This window comes from Isoalcanivorax pacificus W11-5, from assembly GCF_000299335.2.
GTDB classification, from domain to species: Bacteria; Pseudomonadota; Gammaproteobacteria; order Pseudomonadales; family Alcanivoracaceae; genus Isoalcanivorax; species Isoalcanivorax pacificus.
Window position 1 is genome coordinate 1,963,608 of the sequence record NZ_CP004387.1, and the last position, 20,530, is coordinate 1,984,137.

At 64.0% G+C, this 20,530-nt stretch carries 21 protein-coding genes; 11 read left to right on the plus strand and 10 right to left on the minus strand.

Translation table 11 applies throughout. The features are described from left to right. Positions 1–18 precede the first annotated feature (18 nt). A complete protein-coding gene (gene nirD, locus S7S_RS08820; protein WP_008737591.1) occupies positions 19–384 on the plus strand; it encodes a nitrite reductase small subunit NirD in 366 nt (121 codons plus the stop codon). A gap of 11 nt (positions 385–395) precedes the next feature. Here the strand turns inward: nirD and S7S_RS08825 are convergent, their stop codons facing one another. Further along, on the minus strand, positions 396–1,520 hold the full coding sequence (locus tag S7S_RS08825) for a prolipoprotein diacylglyceryl transferase family protein (RefSeq protein WP_008737593.1): 1,125 nt from the start codon (positions 1,518–1,520) through the stop codon (positions 396–398). Positions 1,521–1,639: 119 nt separating this feature from the next. Then, complete coding sequence (locus tag S7S_RS08830) at positions 1,640–2,548, minus strand: ketopantoate reductase family protein (RefSeq protein ID WP_008737594.1); 909 nt, start codon at positions 2,546–2,548, stop codon at positions 1,640–1,642. A 183-nt stretch (positions 2,549–2,731) separates the two neighbouring features. Between S7S_RS08830 and S7S_RS08835 the strand changes: the two genes are divergently transcribed. Next, a complete protein-coding gene (locus S7S_RS08835) occupies positions 2,732–4,309 on the plus strand; it encodes a GMC oxidoreductase (RefSeq protein WP_008737596.1) in 1,578 nt (525 codons plus the stop codon). 93 nt (positions 4,310–4,402) lie between these two features. Here S7S_RS08835 and S7S_RS08840 read toward each other — a convergent pair whose 3' ends face one another. Both S7S_RS08840 and S7S_RS08845 read right to left on the minus strand, forming a co-directional pair. Continuing rightward, positions 4,403–5,161, minus strand: coding sequence for an OmpA family protein (locus S7S_RS08840; RefSeq protein ID WP_008737598.1), 759 nt, complete (start codon positions 5,159–5,161; stop codon positions 4,403–4,405). A gap of 2 nt (positions 5,162–5,163) precedes the next feature. Further along, positions 5,164–5,541 carry a DUF4398 domain-containing protein gene (locus tag S7S_RS08845; protein ID WP_008737600.1) on the minus strand — a complete coding sequence of 126 codons (378 nt, stop codon included), beginning with the start codon at positions 5,539–5,541 and terminating at the stop codon, positions 5,164–5,166. Between the two features lie 787 nt (positions 5,542–6,328). Here S7S_RS08845 and S7S_RS08850 point away from each other — a divergent pair. After that, positions 6,329–6,886 carry a hypothetical protein gene (locus S7S_RS08850; RefSeq protein WP_008737602.1) on the plus strand — a complete coding sequence of 186 codons (558 nt, stop codon included), beginning with the start codon at positions 6,329–6,331 and terminating at the stop codon, positions 6,884–6,886. 16 nt (positions 6,887–6,902) lie between these two features. On the opposite strand, the gene S7S_RS08855 is transcribed toward S7S_RS08850, so the two are convergent. Then, a complete protein-coding gene (locus tag S7S_RS08855) occupies positions 6,903–7,460 on the minus strand; it encodes a YecA/YgfB family protein (RefSeq protein ID WP_041025973.1) in 558 nt (185 codons plus the stop codon). A gap of 66 nt (positions 7,461–7,526) precedes the next feature. Next, a complete protein-coding gene (locus S7S_RS08860) occupies positions 7,527–8,597 on the minus strand; it encodes a GGDEF domain-containing protein (protein WP_008737605.1) in 1,071 nt (356 codons plus the stop codon). 787 nt (positions 8,598–9,384) lie between these two features. On the opposite strand from S7S_RS08860, the gene S7S_RS08865 reads away from it, so the two are divergent. The 7 genes from S7S_RS08865 to S7S_RS08895 all read left to right on the plus strand — a co-directional run bounded on the left by S7S_RS08865 (position 9,385) and on the right by S7S_RS08895 (position 16,931). Then, on the plus strand, positions 9,385–10,482 hold the full coding sequence (locus S7S_RS08865) for an acyl-CoA dehydrogenase family protein (RefSeq protein WP_008737606.1): 1,098 nt from the start codon (positions 9,385–9,387) through the stop codon (positions 10,480–10,482). 12 nt (positions 10,483–10,494) lie between these two features. After that, a complete protein-coding gene (locus S7S_RS08870; RefSeq protein WP_041025974.1) occupies positions 10,495–11,700 on the plus strand; it encodes an acyl-CoA dehydrogenase family protein in 1,206 nt (401 codons plus the stop codon). A gap of 98 nt (positions 11,701–11,798) precedes the next feature. After that, the gene (locus tag S7S_RS08875) at positions 11,799–12,602 is read left to right on the plus strand and encodes an SDR family oxidoreductase (RefSeq protein WP_008737611.1); all 804 of its coding nucleotides are present in this window, start codon (positions 11,799–11,801) and stop codon (positions 12,600–12,602) included. A gap of 27 nt (positions 12,603–12,629) precedes the next feature. Continuing rightward, positions 12,630–13,493 (plus strand): tRNA 2-thiocytidine(32) synthetase TtcA, encoded by an 864-nt coding sequence (gene ttcA / locus S7S_RS08880; RefSeq protein WP_008737614.1) that lies wholly within the window; start codon positions 12,630–12,632, stop codon positions 13,491–13,493. Between the two features lie 150 nt (positions 13,494–13,643). Further along, entirely contained in the window at positions 13,644–15,815 is a 2,172-nt protein-coding gene (locus S7S_RS08885) for a malate synthase G (protein WP_008737615.1), read from the plus strand. Positions 15,816–16,086: 271 nt separating this feature from the next. Next, positions 16,087–16,416, plus strand: a complete 330-nt coding sequence (locus S7S_RS08890) for a type II toxin-antitoxin system PrlF family antitoxin (RefSeq protein ID WP_008737619.1) — start codon at positions 16,087–16,089, stop codon at positions 16,414–16,416. Beyond that, the gene (locus tag S7S_RS08895; protein WP_035204855.1) at positions 16,413–16,931 is read left to right on the plus strand and encodes a type II toxin-antitoxin system YhaV family toxin; all 519 of its coding nucleotides are present in this window, start codon (positions 16,413–16,415) and stop codon (positions 16,929–16,931) included. The genes S7S_RS08890 and S7S_RS08895 overlap by 4 nt, the downstream gene beginning before the upstream one ends. 12 nt (positions 16,932–16,943) lie before the next feature. Here the strand turns inward: S7S_RS08895 and S7S_RS08900 are convergent, their stop codons facing one another. Beyond that, positions 16,944–17,693, minus strand: a complete 750-nt coding sequence (locus tag S7S_RS08900; protein ID WP_008737623.1) for a hypothetical protein — start codon at positions 17,691–17,693, stop codon at positions 16,944–16,946. A gap of 61 nt (positions 17,694–17,754) precedes the next feature. On the opposite strand from S7S_RS08900, the gene trmB reads away from it, so the two are divergent. After that, the gene (gene trmB / locus S7S_RS08905; RefSeq protein ID WP_035204903.1) at positions 17,755–18,441 is read left to right on the plus strand and encodes a tRNA (guanine(46)-N(7))-methyltransferase TrmB; all 687 of its coding nucleotides are present in this window, start codon (positions 17,755–17,757) and stop codon (positions 18,439–18,441) included. On the opposite strand, the gene S7S_RS18850 is transcribed toward trmB, so the two are convergent. The 3 genes from S7S_RS18850 to S7S_RS08920 are packed head-to-tail and all read right to left on the minus strand — an operon-like array spanning position 18,438 to position 20,529. Then, positions 18,438–18,947 carry a DUF7931 domain-containing protein gene (locus S7S_RS18850; protein WP_008737627.1) on the minus strand — a complete coding sequence of 170 codons (510 nt, stop codon included), beginning with the start codon at positions 18,945–18,947 and terminating at the stop codon, positions 18,438–18,440. The two genes, trmB and S7S_RS18850, sit on opposite strands and share 4 nt — an antisense overlap. A gap of 3 nt (positions 18,948–18,950) precedes the next feature. Next, positions 18,951–19,376 carry a GNAT family N-acetyltransferase gene (locus tag S7S_RS08915; protein WP_008737629.1) on the minus strand — a complete coding sequence of 142 codons (426 nt, stop codon included), beginning with the start codon at positions 19,374–19,376 and terminating at the stop codon, positions 18,951–18,953. A 7-nt stretch (positions 19,377–19,383) separates the two neighbouring features. Then, positions 19,384–20,529, minus strand: coding sequence for a JmjC domain-containing protein (locus S7S_RS08920; RefSeq protein WP_041025975.1), 1,146 nt, complete (start codon positions 20,527–20,529; stop codon positions 19,384–19,386). Between the last annotated feature and the right edge of the window lies 1 nt (position 20,530).

The following is a 20,530-nucleotide window of genomic DNA, read 5'->3' on the forward strand; positions in this document are numbered from 1 at the left end:
ACTGACGGGAGGACAGGGATGCGCGACAACGACATGACGTCCGATGTGATCAGTGGCTGGCAGGACATCTGTAGCGTGACCGATATCGTGCTCGATGGCGGTATTGCCGTGCAGGTGAACGGCCAGCCGGTGGCGGTCTTTCACACCGTGGATGGCTTTTTTGCGGTCAGCAACCGTGACCCGTTTTCCCAGCGCAATGTGCTCTGGCAAGGTCGCGTTGGCGAAATTCGCGGCAAGCTGGTGGTGGCGGTGCCGGGCAGCGACCGGCATTTCTGCCTGCGCACCGGCATCTGCCTGGAGGACATGACGCAGGCGTTATCAACCTGGCCGGTCACCGTCCGCGACGGGCGGCTGCTGGTGTCGCGGCACGCCCGCGCAGCCTGATAGCCGGTGGCTCAATAGCGCGGTGGCGCCAGCGGCTGCGAGGCCGGCGGATGCTCACAGCCGGCCTGGCAGCGCCAGTCCGGTGCCAGGCCAAAGCGCAGCGTGCTGGTGGTGATGGTGCTGCTGCCGCTGAACACGAACATCACCGCCCAGATACCCTGCAGCGCGATCAGCACGCCGGGATGCCACAGGCCGGCGAGTCCAGCGCCGAGGTCTGCAGCCATGCCGGTATGCATCGGCAGCGCGAGGGTAATGCCGATGCCCCAGCCACAGGCAATCAGGGCCATCACCTGGTAGGCAGAGATCTGTTTGCTGCCGCCGCGATAATCGGCGCGGAGTGTTTCCGAATACAGCCGCCAGAGCTGGCTGCCCACCAGCGCAATGCCGAACGCCAGTTCAAACTGCTGATGGAAAAACAGTATTGCGCAGGCAATGGCGAGCAGGGTGTACAGCGAGCAGGTGATCGCCTGGATCGGGATCACGGCACGGCCTTCCATGCCGCCGGCAAAGGCGATTTTCTTGGTTTCCCCTTCAAACACCTGGGCGTAGCGCTGTGCCAGTGCGCGCAGTGTGGCAGGGCTTTCATCCACCGCCTTGCCGTAACAGCAACCGAAACTGATGCAGGCCAGCCGCCCGACGCCTTCGCCGATCACGTAGGCAATGGCCATGGCGGCCAGCATCGGCAACACCGGCAACGAGGTGCCAAACCATGCCTGGGCGCGTGTATCCAGCCACCAGAGCAGGATCGGCGCCACGATGATGCCGACGAAGCTGGCGCCACCGACGGTGAAACCGTGGCGGTTTTTTTCCACCACCACGGCGATCAGCTTTGCGGCCGGCAGGCACAGCGCGAGCACCACCACGGTGAGCAACAGGGTCAGGCCGAGGTCGGCGCCCACCGCCGAGGTCAGCAGGATGAAGGTCGCCACCGCGATGGCGCCGGCACAGGCGGTAAAGAAACCGTAAAAGGTCAGGTTGCGGCCACGCCAGTGGCCCTGCGCGTCGCGGCCCAGCGGCAGCACCGCGATAAACTGCCAGCGCGCGCGGGGCAGGATGCGAAACAGCCATTGGTAAAGCAGGGCGAATGCGGCGCCGATACAGAGCAGGAACAGATCGGCCAGTGCGGTCTGCGTCATGAGTCACCTCCGTCAAAGCCGTGTGATGCTGCGCAGAGCGTCGCCGCTGCCGCCGTCGCTTTGGTGACAGGCCGGTGAAGTGTTTATGACAGGCGTCAGCCGGGCAGTTGCTGGCGTAGTTACTGTAGCGCCTGGCACGGCTGGGCATGGCGATGACCGAGTTCGATCCATGAATCCAGCATCAGTCGTGTCTGTGGCGCCAGTTTGCGAAAATGCTGGGCGAGAAACGGCGCCAGCGGCATCGGGCTGAACACCGGCAGCAGCCGGGTCAGCGCATGCAGCAACAGGCCACGGGGCAGCGGGCGGCCAACGCCGTGATCCAGATAATGCGCACTGATACGCAGGGCTTCATCGGCACCGCGTGCCGCCAGACCAAGTTGTGCGGATCGCCGCAGCGCCTGCAACGACCAGTCGCAGTGCTCCAGCGCCGCCGCCGATGGAGTCAGCAAGGCGTTCACACGCGCGGCGAGCCAGGGCAGGTCGCGGCTGGTCAGTGCCGGCAGGCCACCGGCGCGCAACAGCCGGGCCAGGTCGCGCCCGGCCGGACAACGCTGCACCACCGCGCCGGTGGCCGGCAGGTACCAGGCGGTGCCGGCGGGCAGGTCGGTAAAGGGCTGTGGCGTACGGAATGCAGAAAAGGTCACCATGCCCTGCAGAATCGGGCCTGCGTAGTACTGGCGCAGGCGCGTGCGATCACGCACGTCCGGGGTCCAGCTCACTACCTGGGTGGCGTTGCCCAGCGCCTGCAGCTGTTCGCCGAGCCAGCCATCCAGCAATGCCTGCGAGGGCAGGCAAAGCCAGAACTGGTCCGGGCGCCGGGGCAGTTCTTTCAGGTGGGTCACGCTGGGCAGGTGCACTGTCACGCTCTCTGGCGCGTGACGCCGGCGCAGGCGGTGCAGGGCGTGTGCATGTGGCGGGCTGCCGGGACGGCGCAGCAGCACTGGCTGCACGCCGGCCCGTTGCAAATGGGTGGCGAACACGGTGGCGGTGGCGCCCTGGCCGGCAATCAGGATATGACGTGGCCGCATAGCATGCGTTCTCGATGGCCGGTGCGGGACGCCCCCGGGTTATTATTTTTCCCGGTATAGTGTTGTAGCTTTTGTGACAGCGCCAGCATTCTCTGCCGAGTGGTGCTTTCAGGGTGGGGTTGGCGGATAAGCCGTAAACAGGCGTGCGTAAACTGTGCACGTCGTCAGGGGAAGGAAGACAGCATGGAACGGGTGGATACGCTGGTGATCGGCAGCGGTTTTGGCGGTGCCGTGATGGCGCTGCGGCTGGCCGAGAAGGGGGCGAAGGTGGTGGTGCTGGAGCGCGGACGACGCTGGGCACCGTCGGATTATCCCAGTGTCAGTGGCCGGCACTGGCTGTGGGATGAAGACGAACCGGAAAAGCAGAACGGCTGGATTGATTTCCGCTATTTCGGCGATATGAGCGTGGCGGTGGGGGCGGCGGTCGGTGGCGGATCTTTGATCTATGCCAATATCAGTGTCGAGGCGCCGCCGGAGCGTTTCCAGCAGGGCTGGCCGGCGGCGATCTCGCACGCAGTGCTGCGTCCCCATTACGACGAAGTGGCGCGCATGATGAATGTGCAGCCGCTGCCGGCGAACCAGTACACGCCCCGCACCCGATTGATGCGCGACGCGGCGGAGTCGATCGGGGCGGGCGAGCGTTTCCGGGTGTTGCCACAGGCGGTGACATTCGATCCGGACTGGCACTACCAACTGCCGCAACCGTTTGACTACCGTCACTCGCGGACCTGGACCAATGACCAGGGCCGGCAGCAGGGCACCTGTGTGCATTGCGGCAACTGCGATATTGGCTGCCCGGTGCAGGCCAAGAATACGCTCGACCTGAATTACCTGGCGGCAGCGGAAGACCTGGGTGTCGACGTGCGCCCGCTGCACCAGGTGCGTTGCATCACGCCGCTGCCTGACGGCGGCTACCGTTTGCGCGTGCGGCGGCTGGATCAGGGACGTGATACGGAACTGGAAGCGAATCGGGTGGTGCTGGCTGCCGGCAGTATCGGCTCCACCGAACTGTTGCTGCGTTGCCGTGATCAGCACCGCACGTTGCCGGCGCTCAGTGGCCGGCTTGGCAAGGGCTGGTTGTCCAACGGCGATTTCATGACCCCGGCCTTCTATGATCACCGCACGATATCGCCTTCCCATGGGCCAACAATTTCCGCTGCCATTGATTTTCTCGATGGCAGCGAAGACGGCGCGCGTTTTTTTGTCGAGGACGGCGGTTTCCCCGATGTCCTGAGCAACCTGCTGCGACGTCGTAAACGGCGGCTGCTGCGGCGTGTGCCAATGGAGCAGAACCTGCTCGCGCGCATGCTGGGCGCACTGATTGCACGACGCGATCCGCTGGACAATATGATGCCCTGGTTCGGTCAGGCGGTGGATCAGCCCGGCGGTGAATTCTCGTTGGGCCGGCGCTGGTACATGCCCTGGCGGCGCGACCGGCTGAAGCTGAAATGGGATTACCGCGCGGCGGAAAAGGCCGTGCAGGGGCTGGCCGACATGCACCGGCGCCTGAGTGAGGCCACGGGTGGACAGGCCATGGTGCCGCCCACCTGGAGCCTGTTCCGCAATCTGGTCACGCCACACCCGCTGGGTGGCTGCAACATGGCCGATACGGTGGAGCAGGGCGTGGTGGATGCAAAGGGCGAAGTGTTCGGATATCCGAACCTGTTCGTGATGGATGGCAGTGTGGTGCCGGTGGCGCTCGGGCTGAATCCGTCGCGGACCATTGCAGCGCTGGCGGAGTATGCCGCGTCACGTCTGTGATGAGGGGAATGGTTCAAAAAACCGCGGGCCGGGCCCGCCCCGCAGGGGGCGTTTGCGGTACGAGACCGGCCCGCGATTACCGGCGTGTCATTATTACTGGGAAATAATAATTTCCACGCGACGGTTCTGCTGACGGCCCGCTGCGGTGCTGTTGTCCGCAATCGGGAAGTCCTTGCTTTTGCCTACGGCGGTAATGCGTGCGCCACTGATGCCCTGGCCGACGACGTAGTTTTTCACCGCGTCGGCACGTGCCTGGGACAGGCGGCGGTTGATCGCGTCACTGCCGGTGCTGTCAGTGTGGCCTTCCACCTGTACGGTGCGCTCCGGATACTGCTGCATGAACTGCGCCAGTTTATCCAGATTACTGCGCGCGCCGGGTTTCAGATCGGCCTTGCCGGTTTCGAACAGCACGTCACCGAGCGTGACGACCATGCCCCGGTCGGTCTGCTTGGCGTTAAGTTCCTCGCGCAGCATCTGTGCTTCGCGGGTACGTGCGTCCAGAATGACGCGGTTGCGTTCTTCGCCCAGCTTTTTCACTTCATCTTCAGCCAGACGGCGCTCGGCTTCCGCGCGGGCCAGTTCGATGCGGTTGTTGGCCATGTAGAGCAGATGATCAATGTCGGCCTTGTCCGCTTTGCTTTCCACGGCGCCTTCCGCCGTGGTGACGGCGCGTTCAGCCTGTACGATGGCAACCGGAGCGCGTGAACTCAGTTGCGGGTCGTTCTGCAATGCAGACAGGCGGTCACGGGTGGCATCCAGTTCCGGGTTGTTTTCCGGTGTTGAGGCGCAGCCGGTGATGGCGACCGAACCCACCATCAGTGCGGTCAGTGCAGTTTTCTTTATGCTCATCATGATCAGCGGCCTCCTGCCCCATGGCGGATTTCATCCTGCAGCGTCTGGATGCTCTTCTGCATCTCTTCGGCTGCCTGTTTGGCTTTACCCGTTTCGGCCTTGGCGATGGCCAGTTCGGCATCTGCACGTGATTCAGCCGCCAGTCTTGCCGCGCGTTCGTTGTCGTTGTCCTGCATGGCTTTTTGCGCGGCGGCGAGTTTTTCCCGCGCGCGGGTCAGGTCAACCTGGCCTTGCAGCGGAATATCGGTGCTCTGGGCACGGGATATGGCAAGCTCCGCAGCCTGGACCTGTTCTGTGGGGGCTGGCGCACTGGCACAGGCGGCCAGCAGCAGGGCTGCTGCTGACACGGTGGCAAAGCGCGCACATCTCACGTTCCTCATGGACATCTCCTTGTGTGCAAGTTTTGACGTAGAACAACACCGGGATCAGCAGCCTGCCGGCGCCGAATCAGGGCAGCGGCATCCAGCCCGCAATCACCTGCTTCGTTCTGGTCTGTCCTGTCGGCGCAGTGTGTTGGAGCGACCGGCAGCGTACTGCCGGGGCATCGGTGGCTGCGTTGACCTGACGGATCACGTGTCCTGCTTCCGGCTTTTGTGACGGGCTGAAATATCAGGACACAAATTCATCCTAAGCGATGGCATGTACCGCAAACAGATGCACGCGCTTTATTTTACATGCTTCCAGATTATTAAATTTCCAATACTTTGAGCTGAAAAATTCGGGCTGTAAGCAATTTTTCGGCCATCTTCTGCGCGGCAGGTTACGGCTTGAACGCCTTGATGGCGCAGGGCAATTATTCATCTCACGGTGAATCAGGGGATATCGTTTTTACGTGAAGGGATGGAAACAACGTGCACGATATTTTTCCTGTCGGGCTATTCAGAACAGAAAATGGACAGGGTTTCCGGTTGTTTTGTACAGGTAGCGTTATATTGTTTTTACATTGACGAACCGTGTTCACAAAAATCGCGCCGGGGAAACCGGTTGTCACAGACGTGACCTGGGGGCAGGCCGGCGCAAACAGGACGGACGTCCGTTGCGTGGCGGTTGCCCGGGGGCAGGACGAGATGGCGCGCTGCTGGTACGCTATGCCCAATGGGTTTTGGGGCTATGCGTCCGCGAGATGACGTGGCGCATCAAGATATATAAGAAGAAGCAGGCGACGGTATGACCGACAAGCGTTTCCATATCATCTTTCAGGGCCGCATCGATCAGGGGGCTTCCCCGGAGGCCGTGCGGGAGAACCTGGGCCGGCTGTTCCGGATGGACGCTGCCCGGGTCGAAGCCCTGTTCAGCGGCCAGCGGGTGGTCATCAAGCGGGATGCCGATCAGGCCACCATGATGAAGTTTCGCGCGGCAATGAAGCAGGCCGGTGCCCTGTGCGAGGTGGAAGAGGTGGGGGCGCCTGTCCCGCCTGCGCCACCGCAGGCCGCCGAGGTGCCCCCGGCTGCGGCAGCACCGCGGGGCGGTGAACTGGAGACCGTCGGCACCATCCGCACAGGTGGCACAGGCTTCAGTGGCCCGTTCGATGTGGCAGCGGCAGGCAGTGAACTGTCCAGCGGTACCACCGCACCAAGCGCGGTGGTACCGGATATCAGCCATCTGAGCATGGCGCCTGCCGGCACCGATCTGGAAGAGTTGCCGCGCGCGGCGGCGGTGCCCGTGCCGGACCTCAGCCACCTGTCCGTGGCGCCCGCCGGGGCAGACCTGTCGGGAGATGACTGAACCGGCAGCGCCGCTGTCAGGCGTCGTCGCGCTCGTCCGGGGCCTCCGGCGCGTGGAAGTGCAGGAACAGCTCTTCCAGCAGCTCCGGCAGGCCCAGCGCCATCTGCCGGACCAGCTTGCTGTCCTGCCATAGCGCATCCAGGTCCGGGTCCTCGTCCAGCCCGGCGATCAGCACGAAAGGCAGCAGCAGGTTGGCCATCTGCTCTTCGTCGATCTCGTACCAGGCTTCCTCCTGCATGAACACACCGGCCATGAAGCCGGCGCACCAGCTTGCCAGGTCGTTGCCTTCGTCGTCGGCATAGGGGTCCAGCCGGCAGGGCAGTTGAATGCGTTCGCCCGCACCACGGGTGGCGGCGACGCGGTCGCGCAGGCTGGCCAGTGCGGCCGCCACGGCGGGGGGAATCGGGGCGTCACCGGCGTGGCAGACCTGCTGCCACTGATCCGGCAACTGCGGGCCGACGGCGGCGGCACACAGCAGGCCATGGATTTCCACCCAGGTCAGCGCGTCCTCGCCGGCCTCGCGGATGAAGTCGTCGATCTGTTTGCGCAGGGCGGGATTGTCGAGGCTGTCCATGAGCGTGTCCTGGTCGGCGGGAGAAAAAGAGGGTGAGTTGCCGGCGAGTATAACCGGGCGGGGACGTCAGTCCACCGCCACCAGCTGGTTGCGGCCATTATGTTTGGCCCGGTAAAGGGCTTCGTCGGCGCGCTGGATCAGCGTGTCGGCGGTATCACTCTGATGCCAGCTTGCCACGCCGGCGGAGAGGGTGACGCTGAACGCCGGCGGGCCGTTGAAGCGGTGCTGGGAGAGCGCCTGCCGCAGGCGCTCCAGCACCTGGCGAATATCCTCGGCCTCGCCGTCGGTAAACAGCACGACGAATTCCTCGCCGCCGTAGCGCGCCAGCAGGTCCGAGCGGCGCAAGGTCTGGCGCGCGGTCTCGGCGAAGGTGCGCAGCACCTGGTCGCCGGCCTGGTGGCCATGGCTGTCGTTGATCTGCTTGAAATGATCCAGGTCGATCAGTGCCAGATGCAGCGGGCGGCCGCTGCGCTCGGCGCGGGCGATTTCCTCGTCGATACGCTCCATGAAGTGACGCCGGTTGAACAGCCCGGTCAGCGCGTCGCGGATGGCCACGTCTTCCAGGCGTGCCATGGCATCCTGCAGTTGCACGTTGATCTGTTCCAGGTGGCGCTGCTGGGCGCGCAGAGAGGCGCGTTGCTGCTGGTTGCGCTGCTGCAGGTTGCGAATGTGCCCGCCGACGTAGACGAACCACAACAGGCCCAGCAACAGGATGCTGGTGTGCCCGAACGAGATGCTGAGGATCTTCGTCTCCGGTGCCTGCTGCCATTCCCAGGCTTCCAGCCCGCAGAAACACAGCAGTACAAAGCCGGACATCAGGATCATGCGTTGCCGGCTGAGCGCGAATACACCGAAGGTCATGGCCATGAAGTAGATGGCGATCATGGCCCCGCGCAGTTCGCGCGAATAGTGCAGCAGGGCGGTGATCAGGATGATGCCCACCATCATCTGCGGCACGGTCAGGCTGGGGTCGGTCCAGCGCTCTGAACGGCCGCTGCGAATGATCAGGAAGAACACCAGATTGGCGGCCAGCGTGGCGCCGAACAGCAGCCAGTGCGGGGTGTCGGGCTCGAAATAGCCGATCCGGATGCCGAGCAGCGTGGCGGCCCACACCATGAGGTAAGAGTACACCGCCATCCGCTGGCGCCGTAGACGCAACACTCTGCGCTGGTGGTGGATGGTTGTCAGCGGAAGCTCTCCCGTGTCTCTCCCAGGCTCTTGTGCCGTGCGTCATCCTGCCGCATCGGATCGGGTGCGTTTGGCCTGTCGTGTGTGTGCTGCTTCACAGTTTGCCCCTCACGCATAAGGTGCCTTCATTCGGTGGCGTGGCGCAATCCGTTTTCCGACCAGCCGGCTGAGCGGTCACAGAGCGGTGCGGCGACGATCGCGCATGGCATAACGATATCATGTCACGGTTGCGTTCCGGGACGCACTCTGTCGGGCACGGCAAGCATGCTTCGGAGGTGGTCGCAATGGCCATTTTGATCAGCGGCCGCCGGGGGATTGGTGGTTTCGGCGACTTGTCGGTCAGAGAAGCGCTGTGTCAGCATGCTGTCTCTCAAACAAGCGTTTGAGGAACCTCTGAATAACTCCCCGGTGGTTCTGGCTTTCCGGGCGGCACCTGATCAAGGCGCGACTTCGAAGGCATAGCGGGCTACGTCGAGAAGTCGCAATACCCCATTCGGGGCACAGGCGAAGAGCAGGTGCCGCCCGGAAAGCCCCGCAGGGCGGGCGCTACAGCACGCATTAGCCGCGCCTGTGCCCCGAATGGGGTATTGCGTCGCTTGACAAGGGCGATGCCATTGCCGGCGCGCCGCGCCTTGCTACTGCATGCTGTAGCGCCCGCAGAACCACCGGGGAGTTATTCAGAGGTTCCTTAACTCGCCCAGAACAAGACGATCCAGGACCCGCAGGAGAGGTAGGCATGAGCCAGGCATTACCCTTTGACCTGTCGCTGACCGAGGAGCAGCGCATTACCCGGGAGAGCATGCGGCGGTTTGCCGAGCAGCAACTGCGCAGCATCGCCCGTCAGGCGGACGAAGCTGCCGCGACCCCGGAAGGTTTCCTTGAACGCACCACAGAGCTGGGGCTGGCACTGCTGCCGATTCCCGAGGCGCTCGGCGGTGCCGGTATCGAGCGCTCGCCTATGTCCAACGCCCTGAACGCGGAAGACCTTGGCGGCGGTGACATTTCCCTGGCGCTGGCCACACTGGCGCCACAGGCTTTCATCAACGCCGTGCTGGATTTCGGCGATGCGGCACAGCAGGAAGCGTTCCTGCCGCGTCTGGCGCAGGAGCATTTCGTGCCGGCGACCATTGCGCTGATGGAAGGTCGTGCCACGTTTGAACCCGCTGAACTGAATACCACCGCCAGTGCGGACGGTGACGGTTATCTGCTCAACGGCGAAAAGCGGCTGGTGATTCTCGGCAACAGTGCCGAGCTGATGCTGGTCATTGCCGCGCTGGATGGCACGCCCGCAGCCTTTGTGGTCGAGCGCAACAGCCATGGCGTGAGCAGCCAGGCACAGGAATACATGGGGCTGCGCGCGGTGGATACCGCCACCGTCACCTTCAAGGATGTGCGTGTCCCGGCCGCCCACCGGCTGGTCAACTTTGACCTGCAACGGCTGGTAGACCTGTCGCGCATTGGCATCGCTGCGCTGGCGGTGGGCTGCTGTCAGGCGGTGGTCGATTACTGCGTGCCGTATGTGAAGGAACGCAAGGCATTTGGCGAGCCGATTGCCTGGCGCCAGTCCGTGGCGTTCATGGTGGCGGACATGGCGATCGAGCTGGAAGGCATGCGCCTGCTGGTCTGGCGTGCGGCCAGCCGTGCGGAACAGGGTTTGCCGTTTCATCGCGAGGCATACCTGGCCCGTGTGGCCTGCGCGGAACGCGCCATGCAGATTGGCACCAACGGCGTGCAGCTGTTCGGCGGCGCCGGGTTTATCCGCGATTACCCGCTGGAAATGTGGTATCGCAACCTGCGCGCCATTGGCGTGCTCGAAGGCGCGGCAATGGTGTAAGGAGAGACGACGATGATTAATTTTGAACTGCCAGAGAAACTCCTGAACCTGCAGAAGATGAGCCACCAGGTGGCGGCGGGCGTGTTCCGCCCGATCTCGCGCAAGTACGACAGGATTGAACACGGCCCGACACCGGAAGAACTGAAACCGCTGGCGCAGATGCGCGCCGCCATGCGCGAAGGTGGCGACAAAAGCAAAGTGGCGGCAGAGGCTGCCAGTGGCAGCCGCAATGGCGCCAACCTGTCCGGCATCGTGGCGGGCGAAGAACTGTGCTGGGGCGATGTGGGCCTGCTGCTGTCGATCCCCGGTTCCGGGCTGGGCAATGCAGCGATCCTGGCCGTGGGCACGCCGGAACAGAAAGAAAAATTCGGCAAGCTGTACTGCGCCATGGCGATCACCGAGCCGGGTGCCGGTTCTGATTCCGCCGCGATTTCCACCACCGCCGTGCTGGATGGCGACGAGTGGGTGCTCAACGGCGAGAAGATTTTCTGCACCGCCGGTGAACGCGGTGATGCGATTGTCGTCTGGGCGACGCTGGACAAATCGAAAGGCAAGGCGGCGATCAAATCGTTCATCGTCCCGCAGGGTGCGCCTGGCCTGTCGCTGGTGCGCGTGGAAGAAAAGATGGGCCTGCGCATTTCCGATACCGCCGCGCTGTCGCTGAACAACTGTCGCATCCCGAAGGAAAACATTCTCGGTTCGCCGGAAGTCGCCGATACCGAGGCCGCGCGCAAGAAAGCCTTCGGCGGCGTGATGCAGACCTTCGACAGCACGCGCCCGGCGGTGGCGGCGATGGCCCTGGGCCTGGCCCGCGCCGCGCTGGAAATCACCCGCGAGCTGCTGGAAAAAGAAGGCGTCAAGGCGGACTACAGCAAGACGCTGTACAACAGCACCGCCATCGAAGCCGAGCTGTACCGTATGGAAGCCGACCTGGAAGCGGCGCGCCTGATGACCTACAAGGCCGCCTGGATGGCAGACAATGGCCAGGCCAACTCGAAAGAGGCCTCCATGTGCAAGGCGAAAGCCGGCCGCATGGGCAACGCGGTAACACTCAAGTGCGTGGAACTGTGTGGTGAGCTGGGCTACAGCGAAAACCTGCTGCTGGAGAAATTCTCCCGCGACTCGAAAATCATCGATATCTTCGAGGGTACGCAGCAGATCCAGCAACTGATTGTCGCCCGCCATCTGCTGGGGCTCTCGTCCCGCGAACTGAAGTAATCCCTGCCTGACACGGCGGCCTCTGGCCGCCGCTGTCTTCCCTGCCTGCGCTGTCTCGTCTATGTTGAGCGGGTTGTTTTCCCGAGGGGGCAGTCATCATGAGCAGTGAATCATCCTTTTCCGGCAAGACCGTCTGGATCACCGGCGCTTCAAGCGGCATCGGCGAAGCCGTGGCGCAGGCGTTCAGCCAGCAGGGCGCCCGCGTGGTGCTGTCCGCGCGTCGGCGTGAGGAACTGGAGCGGGTGCGCAGCACCCTGGACAGCCCGGACCGGCACATCACGGTGCCGCTGGACCTGGCCGACAGCGACAGCCTGCCGGCAGCGGTCGAGGGGGTGCTCGCCACCTGTGGCCGGGTGGATATCCTGGTCAACAACGGCGGCATCAGCCAGCGCTCGCGCATTGCCGACACCGACCTGTCGGTGGATCGCCGGGTGATGGAAGTGAATTTCTTCGGTGCCGTGGCGCTGACCAAACTGCTGCTGCCGTCCATGCGGGCTGCCGGCGGCGGCTCGGTGGTGGTGGTTTCAAGCCTGGTGGGCGAGCTGCCGACGCCGCTGCGTTCGGCCTATTGCGCCAGCAAGCATGCGCTGCATGGCTGGTTCGAGGCGCTCCGGGCGGAGGAGTATGACAACGGCATCCGTGTGCTGATGGTCATGCCGGGCTTTATCCGGACCAATGTCTCCCTCAACGCCGTCACGGGTGACGGTTCGGCCCATGGCCGCATGGACGATTACCAGGCCGCCGGCCTGCCGGCGGCGGTCTGTGCCGAGCGGGTCATCCGTGCCGTGCAGCGCGGCCGCGAGCAGGTTATCATTGGCGGCCGCGAAACGGCCGGGATCTACCTCAAACGCTGGTTCCCGTCGCTGTACCGCAAGGTGATCCGCCGTGTGAAGGTCACCTGATCCCGTTCACCAGCCTGCAGATGTGCCATGGCCGCCGAAGACAACCTGTTGCCGAAAGACCGTACCCGCTTCAACAAGCTGCAGAAAAAACTGCGGCGCGAGGCCGGGCGCGCGATTGCCGATTTCAACATGATCCAGGACGGCGACAAGATCATGGTGTGCCTGTCCGGCGGCAAGGATTCCTACACCATGCTGGATATCCTGCGCAGCCTGCAGCTGTCCGCGCCGGTGCAGTTCGAACTGGTGGCGGTGAACCTGGACCAGAAGCAGCCCGGCTTCCCCGAGCATGTGCTGCCCGAATACCTTGAAAAAGAGGGTGTCGCCTACCATATCCTCGAGCGCGACACCTATTCCATCGTGCGCGAGAAGACGCCGGAGGGTAAAACCACCTGCGCGCTCTGCTCACGGCTGCGGCGTGGCAACCTGTACGGGTTCGCGGAAGAAATCGGTGCCACCAAGATCGCCCTGGGACACCACCGCGACGACATCGTCGAGACGCTGTTCCTGAACATGTTCTACAACGGCAAGATGAAGGCCATGCCGCCGAAACTGCGCAGCGACGATGGCCGTAACGTGGTGATCCGTCCGCTGGCCTACTGCCGCGAGAAGGACATCGAGAAGTTTGCCGAATACCGGCAGTTCCCGATCATTCCCTGTAACCTGTGCGGTTCGCAGGAAAACCTGCAGCGGCAGGCGGTGAAGGGCATGCTTCAGCAGTGGGACCGGCAGTATCCGGGCCGGATCGAAAGCATCTTCGCGGCGGCGCAGAACATCGCCCCGTCGCAACTGGCCGACACCCGGCTGTTCGACTTCGCCGGCCTGGAAGAGGGTGTCAGCCGCGCCGGCAGTGCGGCGCCGCACCGGCTCGAAGTGGTCAACCTGTTCCATTGACCGGCGGCTCCGGGCCTGCTGACCGACAGGTCAGGGCAGGCAATGAATTGCCCGCCGGTTTTCGCTAGAATCGCCGCTTTCCACGCGCCCGGGGTCCCGTCCCGGGCTGTTTTGTCGTTACGCATCAATGACCGAAAGGGTAGCCACACTATGACCGATCGCATCACGAAGGGCTCACTGGAGATCGCACCTGTTCTCCACGACCTGGTCGTCAACGAGATCATCCCCGGCACCGGCGTGGACCCGGCGCATTTCTGGGCTGAGCTTGAAAACATCCTGGCCGACCTGGCGCCGAAGAATAAGGCACTGCTGGCCAAGCGTGACGAGATCCAGACCCGCATCGACGCCTGGCACCAGGCGCGCAAGGGCCAGACGATCGACATGGCGGAATACAAGACCTTCCTGACCGAGATCGGCTACCTGCTGCCGGAAGGCGATGACTTCCAGGTGACCACCGAGAACGTGGACCCGGAAATCGCCACCGTGGCCGGCCCGCAACTCGTGGTACCGGTGATGAACGCCCGCTACGCGCTGAACGCGGCCAACGCCCGCTGGGGCAGCCTGTATGACGCCCTGTACGGCGGCGACGTGATTTCCGACGAAGGCGGCGCCGAGCGTGGTGGTGCCTACAACCCGAAACGTGGCGCGAAAGTGATTGAATACGCGCGCAACTTCCTGGATCAGGCGGCACCGCTGGCGACCGGCTCGCACAAGGCGTCCACCGGCTACATCGTGCGCGACGGCCAGCTGGTGGTGAAAACCGCTGACGGTGACGTGGCATTGAAAGACCCGGCCCAGTTCGTCGGCTACCGTGGCGACGCCGCCGCGCCGGAAGGCCTGCTGCTGCGCCACAACAACCTGCATGTGGAAATCCAGATCGATGCCAGCCATCCGATCGGTGCCGAAGATGCCGCCAATGTGAAGGACCTGCTGCTGGAATCCGCGATTACCGCGATCCAGGACTGCGAGGATTCCGTGGCAGCCGTGGACGCCGAGGACAAGGCGGTGGCCTACGGCAACTGGCTAGGCCTGATGAAGGGCGACCTGAAAGAGTCGTTCGAGAAGGGCGGCCGCACACTGACCCGTGCGCTGAACCCGGACCGTGAATACACCGCGGCCGACGGCGGCAAGCTGGTGCTGCCGGGCCGCTCGCTGCTGCTGGTGCGCAACGTGGGTCACCTGATGACCAACAACGCGGTGCTGTACAAAGGCCAGGAAGTACCGGAAGGCATCCTCGACGGCATGGTGACCGTGCTGGCCGCCATGCACGACCTGAAAAAGCAGGACGGCGCCCGCAACAGCCGTGCCGGCTCGGTCTACATCGTGAAGCCGAAAATGCATGGCCCGGAAGAAGTGGCGTTTGCCGTGGAGCTGTTCGGCCGTGTGGAAGATGCGCTGGGCCTGGCCCGCAACACGCTGAAGATCGGCATCATGGACGAAGAGCGCCGCACCACCGTGAACCTGAAAGAGTGCATCCGCCAGGCGAAAGACCGCGTGATCTTCATCAACACCGGTTTCCTCGACCGCACCGGCGATGAGATCCACACCTCCATGGAAGCCGGCGCCGTGGTGCGCAAGGCGGCCATGAAACAGCAGCCGTGGATTAACGCCTACGAAGACTGGAACGTGGACATCGGCCTGGAAGCGGGTTTGAAAGGCCACGCCCAGATCGGCAAGGGCATGTGGGCCATGCCGGACGAAATGAAGGCGATGATGGAGGCCAAGATCGGCCACCCGAAAGCCGGCGCAAGCTGTGCCTGGGTGCCGTCACCGACCGCCGCCACGCTGCACGTGATGCACTACCACCAGGTCAGCGTTGCCGACGTGCAGGAACAGCTGAAAAACCGTGCCCGCGCCTCACTGGATGCGATCCTGACGATCCCGCTGGCACCGGACACCAACTGGTCCGCCGAGGAAATCAAGCAGGAACTGGACAACAACTGCCAGGGCATCCTCGGCTATGTGGTGCGCTGGATCGACCACGGCGTCGGTTGCTCCAAAGTGCCGGACATCAACGGCATCGGCCTGATGGAAGACCGCGCCACACTACGGATTTCCAGCCAGCACATCGCCAACTGGCTGCATCATGGTGTCTGCACGGAAGAGCAGGTAATGGAAGCCATGAAGCGCATGGCCAAGGTGGTGGACGAGCAGAACGCGGCGGACCCGCATTACCGCAACATGGCGCCGGATTTCGAAGGCAACGTCGCCTTTGAAGCGGCCTGTGAGCTGGTATTCCAGGGCCGCGCGCAGCCGAACGGCTACACCGAGCCGGTCCTGCACCGTCGCCGCCTGGAGGCGAAGGCCAAGTACGGTTGCTGATAGCGCCGTAGCAAAATCCTCGCTGACCCGAGGCTGTCAAAGGCCAGGCCAGCGGGGTGGGAAATGCCCGTATCGAGAGATGCGGGCATTTTTTGTGGTTCGTGATAAAGCAGGGGCGGACGTCGGACGCCAAACCGGAAGCTGCCTGTTGGACCTCCCGCTCATTGGCGGTTTGACCGCGCGGGTTGGGGTTGAAGGAAGGGGGCGCGTTGACGATGGTAATGCATCTGCATTACCATCTGGTCATTGCACCCCTCTGGAGCAGCCCGTCATGACCATTACTCTCGAAGTCGAATCCACGCTGACTGACCGGTATCAGACCACCGTCCCGGAAACGGTTCGCCGTGCCCTCAAGCTGGGCAAGCGGGACAAACTCCATTATGTCATTCGCCAGAACGGCGAGGTGGTGTTGACGCGGGCGACCACCCATGAGGGCGATGATCCGGTGCTGGGGCAGTTCCTGGGTTTTCTGGCGGATGACATTGCCGCCCACCCGGAGCGATTGCAGGGGCTCGATGCCGGGCTGGTGGAACGTATCCAGTCGCTGGTGGGTGGCATTGACCTTGATCTGGACGCCGCGTTGCCGGAAGACGATGAATGAGCAGGAGAGCATCAGGGCCGCTGATGATCAACGGGTGGACAATCTATGCCCACCCGTTGTTTCTTGATCAGCTTGAAACGTTGTTCCTGCAAGTTGAAAGACTCAAGAAAAAAGATCCGTCCGGGTTCACCCGCCGTAATGCAACCCGACGACTGGCAGCTATCGCAAAGCTGGCCTTCGATGTCATAGCGCAGGACCCGACAAGGCCGGAATACCGTCAGGGCAATACGCTCGGCGGTGATCACCGGCATTGGTTTCGGGCCAAATTCTTCCAGCAGTATCGGTTGTTCTTTCGCTATCACGCCTCAAGCAAGGTGATCGTCTATGCCTGGGTGAACGATGAGGGCAGCAAGCGGGCTTACGGCAGTGCAGACGACGCCTATCAGGTGTTTCGCAGCATGCTGGAGCGCGGCCATCCCCCCGGTGACTGGGAGCATCTTCTTTCCGAGGCGAAGCAAGAGTCGCCAAGGTTAAGGGCGATCTCGGCAAAGGCCGGACCTGCAGGCGGGCGGTGAACGCTTGCCTGGTTACCGCACCACATCCACTCTGATCTGCAGCGGCACGCTCTGTTCGCTGCTTTGCTGACCGACACCATTCAATCCCTGTTGCTGGCGGTGTTCGGTGCCGCCAAGCTGGCCGATGCTGCGCCATTGCCCCGGCGGGATCACCAGCGTGGTGGCGCTGCGCTGGGTGGTGAGCCGGCCATCGCGCTGGCGTTCGTCGAAACGCTGCTGCAATGACAGGCGCACGTCGCCATTGGGCAGCAGCACCGGTGTCACTTCCAGGCCCTGGAGCAGCGGCAGTACGGTGGTGTTGGCTGGCCAGCCGCCGGTGATGGCGAGCAGGCTGCCGCGATCAATGAAGGCTTCGTGGCCGGACAGGGTGCTGATGCTGTAGTCCTGCTGGCCGCTGAGAACTTCGTGTTCGCGGATGATGGTGACGTTGCCTTCCAGCCCGCCGGGGTAACGCACGCCGCCGCTGCCGCGCACGGCGCTGTCACTGCGCTGGCTGTCTTCGCGCCGGCGCAGGCTGATGCGCAGTGTGCTCGGGAGCGTATCGACCTGCTCCAGCACGCGGCGGATCTCGGCGTAGTTTTCCGGCGTGGTGCGCAGCACCAGCTTGCCCTGATAGTGCACCGCTGAACCGCCGTCGGGCAGCATCGGGCGGATCACCTCGACCACGCTCTCGCCGTTCAGGGTTTCCACCACAAAGGTGCGCAGTTCAGCCTGGGCGCTGAGGCTCAGCAGCAGAAGCAGGGCAGTAAGCAGGGGGCGCATGGGAATCTCCTGTCGTGGCATATCGGGTATCATGCCGGGCCTTGTGGATCGGAGCGAGTCAGTGTTCGGAAACAGTCATCAGGTGGCCAGCAACCAGGACGGCCCGCACGAGCAACTGGCGGCGGTGGTGGTGCGCCATCTGGCGCATCCCTGGCGGGCGCCGGTGGCGGCACACACCCGCGCGGCCTTTGCCGAGGCGGCTGACTGGCGCGCCGCACAGGGCGCGGACCGGCCGCTGGTACTCGACAGCGGTTGCGGTACCGGGCGCTCCTCGGTGTGGCTGGCCGGGCACTACCCCGAGGCGCTGGTGATCGGGCTGGACCAGTCCGGTGAGCGTCTGCGCCGTGGCCACCTGCGCTTTGACCCGTTGCCGGCGAATCTGTTGCTGCTGCGCGCCGAAGCAGCGGATTTCTGGCGGCTGGCGGTGGAGGCGGGCTGGCGTGTGCGGGAGCACTGTCTGTTCTATCCCAACCCCTGGCCAAAAAGCGCGCATCTGCGGCGGCGCTGGCATGGCCATCCGGTGTTCCCGGTGTTGCTGCAACTGGGCGGGCAACTGCGATTGCGCAGCAACTGGCCTGTCTATCTGGAGGAAATGCGGCTGGCGCTGGCGCTGGCCGGTGTGACGGCGAGTATCAGTCCATTGCCGGGCGATGTGACACCGGTGACTGATTTCGAGGAGAAGTATCTCGCCAGCGAGCACCCGCTGGGCGAGTTGCTTGGCAATCTGGAGGCCCGGCGGGCGCGTTAGAGAAAAAGCTGCCGCAAGCGCGGGTCCGGCCGGCCCCGCGCCCAGCGGTCCTCGAAATCCCGCAACAGGCCGCGCGCGGCCAGGGGCGCGGCGGCACAGGCATACCCTTCGGCATAGCGCTCACGTGGGCGCCAGATCAGCGCCCGGGCGTCGGCGATCAGCCAGGCGGCGCGCTGGCGGTCGTCGGGCTGGGCCTGCAACAGGGTGATGTAGCTGGGGAAACGGCGTGCCAGGGTGATCAGGCGGTGGCTGCCGGCGAGCGCGCTGTCGGCGTCGTTGAACAGCAGCTGGACGCGGCAGAAGCGGCTCTGGCGAATGAACTGCCCGATCAGGTCGCCGATGTCGGCGCTGCCGAGCAGTTCGGTATCCAGCGTGGGAGCCTGGATCACCAGATGACGGCGCGTGCGCGGGATCAATCGCTGGAGCGCGCCAAGAAAGTCGTCAGCGTGCTCCAGCGGATGGCGCTGGCTGTCCTGTTCGGTCGGCCAGTCGGCGGGCAGGGCCACGGATCAGTTCAGGACCTTGAACATCTGCCGGTGAGGAATATCCGCTTCCAGGAAAATGCCCCCGGTGACGGAAAAGCCGGCCGCTTCGTAGAAGCTGGTGGCGTGGGTCTGGGCGTGCAGGAAGATCTCGTCGCGGCCCTGGCCACGCGCCTCTTCCTCGGCCGCGATCAGCAGCGCTTTGCCGATACCCTGGTTACGGTGTTCGCTGAGCACGGACAGGCGGCTCATCTGGCCATTGGGCAGCAGGCGAATGCAGCCGATCGGTGCTCCAGCGCCGTCCAGCGCGAGGAAGTGCACGGAGGCACCGTCCTGATCATCCCATTCCAGTTCGTCGGGCACACGCTGCTCGCGGATAAACACCTGCTCGCGAATGACGCGCAAGGCGGCTTCGTGCTCCGCCCAGGTGGTCTTGATCACGGTAAATGCCATAACTGCCTCATTGGCCGTCAAAGGGCTCGTGCAGTGCGACGAAGTAGCCCTGTTCAATCCATTCATTGATTAACGTCCGTCCGTTGGTATCGAGGAGCGGGTACAGTGCCTTGGCACTGTAGAGACGCCGGCTGGCCAGGTAAGTGCCCAGCGGCTTTGTTTCATCTGGTAACGGCCAGTGCTCACCGTTGAGCCACAGGCCTTGCGCGTCGGCCACCAGCCGGGTGCTGCCGTGGCGTACCAGCACCGCTTCCGGCGCCGCGGCGCGAATGTGCCCGCTATCGACCTCGAAATCAAGGCCCGGGTGTCGGGGTTCGCTGAGGAGTTGACCGAGCGCACGCTGTGTCACCGCCGGGGATATCAGGCCCAGTGCCTGCTGTGCCAGGGCGCTGGCATCGGTCTCACTGAGCTGGCCTGATGAGGCGGGCAGGGTGCGGCCGGCATCGGTGAACAGGCTGTCCTGGGTGTCGGCCAGGGCTTCGTCGGTGATGCGTGCCAGCAGGTCGGCCAGGCGCGGTGCGCGAAAGCCCACCGACCAGGTGACGCAGTCGTCGTCCTCGGCCACGCCATGATGGGCCACGCCCGGTGGCAGGTAGAGCACGTCGCCGGGGCCGAGCAGATGCTCTTCCCGCACCGGCATGTCGGCCAGCAGTTTCAGGCTGTCGTGGGGCTGGCGCGGGGTGTCGGCATCGCAGACCGGCCCGATCTGCCAGCGGCGGTGGCCGCTGGCCTGGATCAGGAACACGTCGTACTGGTCGAAATGCGGGCCGACGCTGCCGCCGCGCACGGCGTAGCTGACCATGATGTCCTCGATGCGCCAGCCGGGCAGGAAATCGAAGCAATCCAGCAGCAGCGAAACATCCGTCAGGCAGTGATCCACGGATTGCACCAGCAGCGTCCAGTCGCGCTCGGGCAGCGTCTGGAAATCCTGCTCAGTGAAAGGGCCATGGCGCAGCGACCAGGGGCCGTTGCCGGCGCCCTGGATCAGGCGCGATTCGACACCGTCTTCCAGCGACAGGCCGGCCAGCGTGTCCGGATCGAGCAGGTCGAGGCCGGTGGCGGCCCCACGGGCCACCAGTGGCTTGCGCTGCCAGTGGTCACGCAGAAAGTCCGCCGCCGGCAGCGGCAGAGTGAAGCGCGGCAGTGCAGCCATG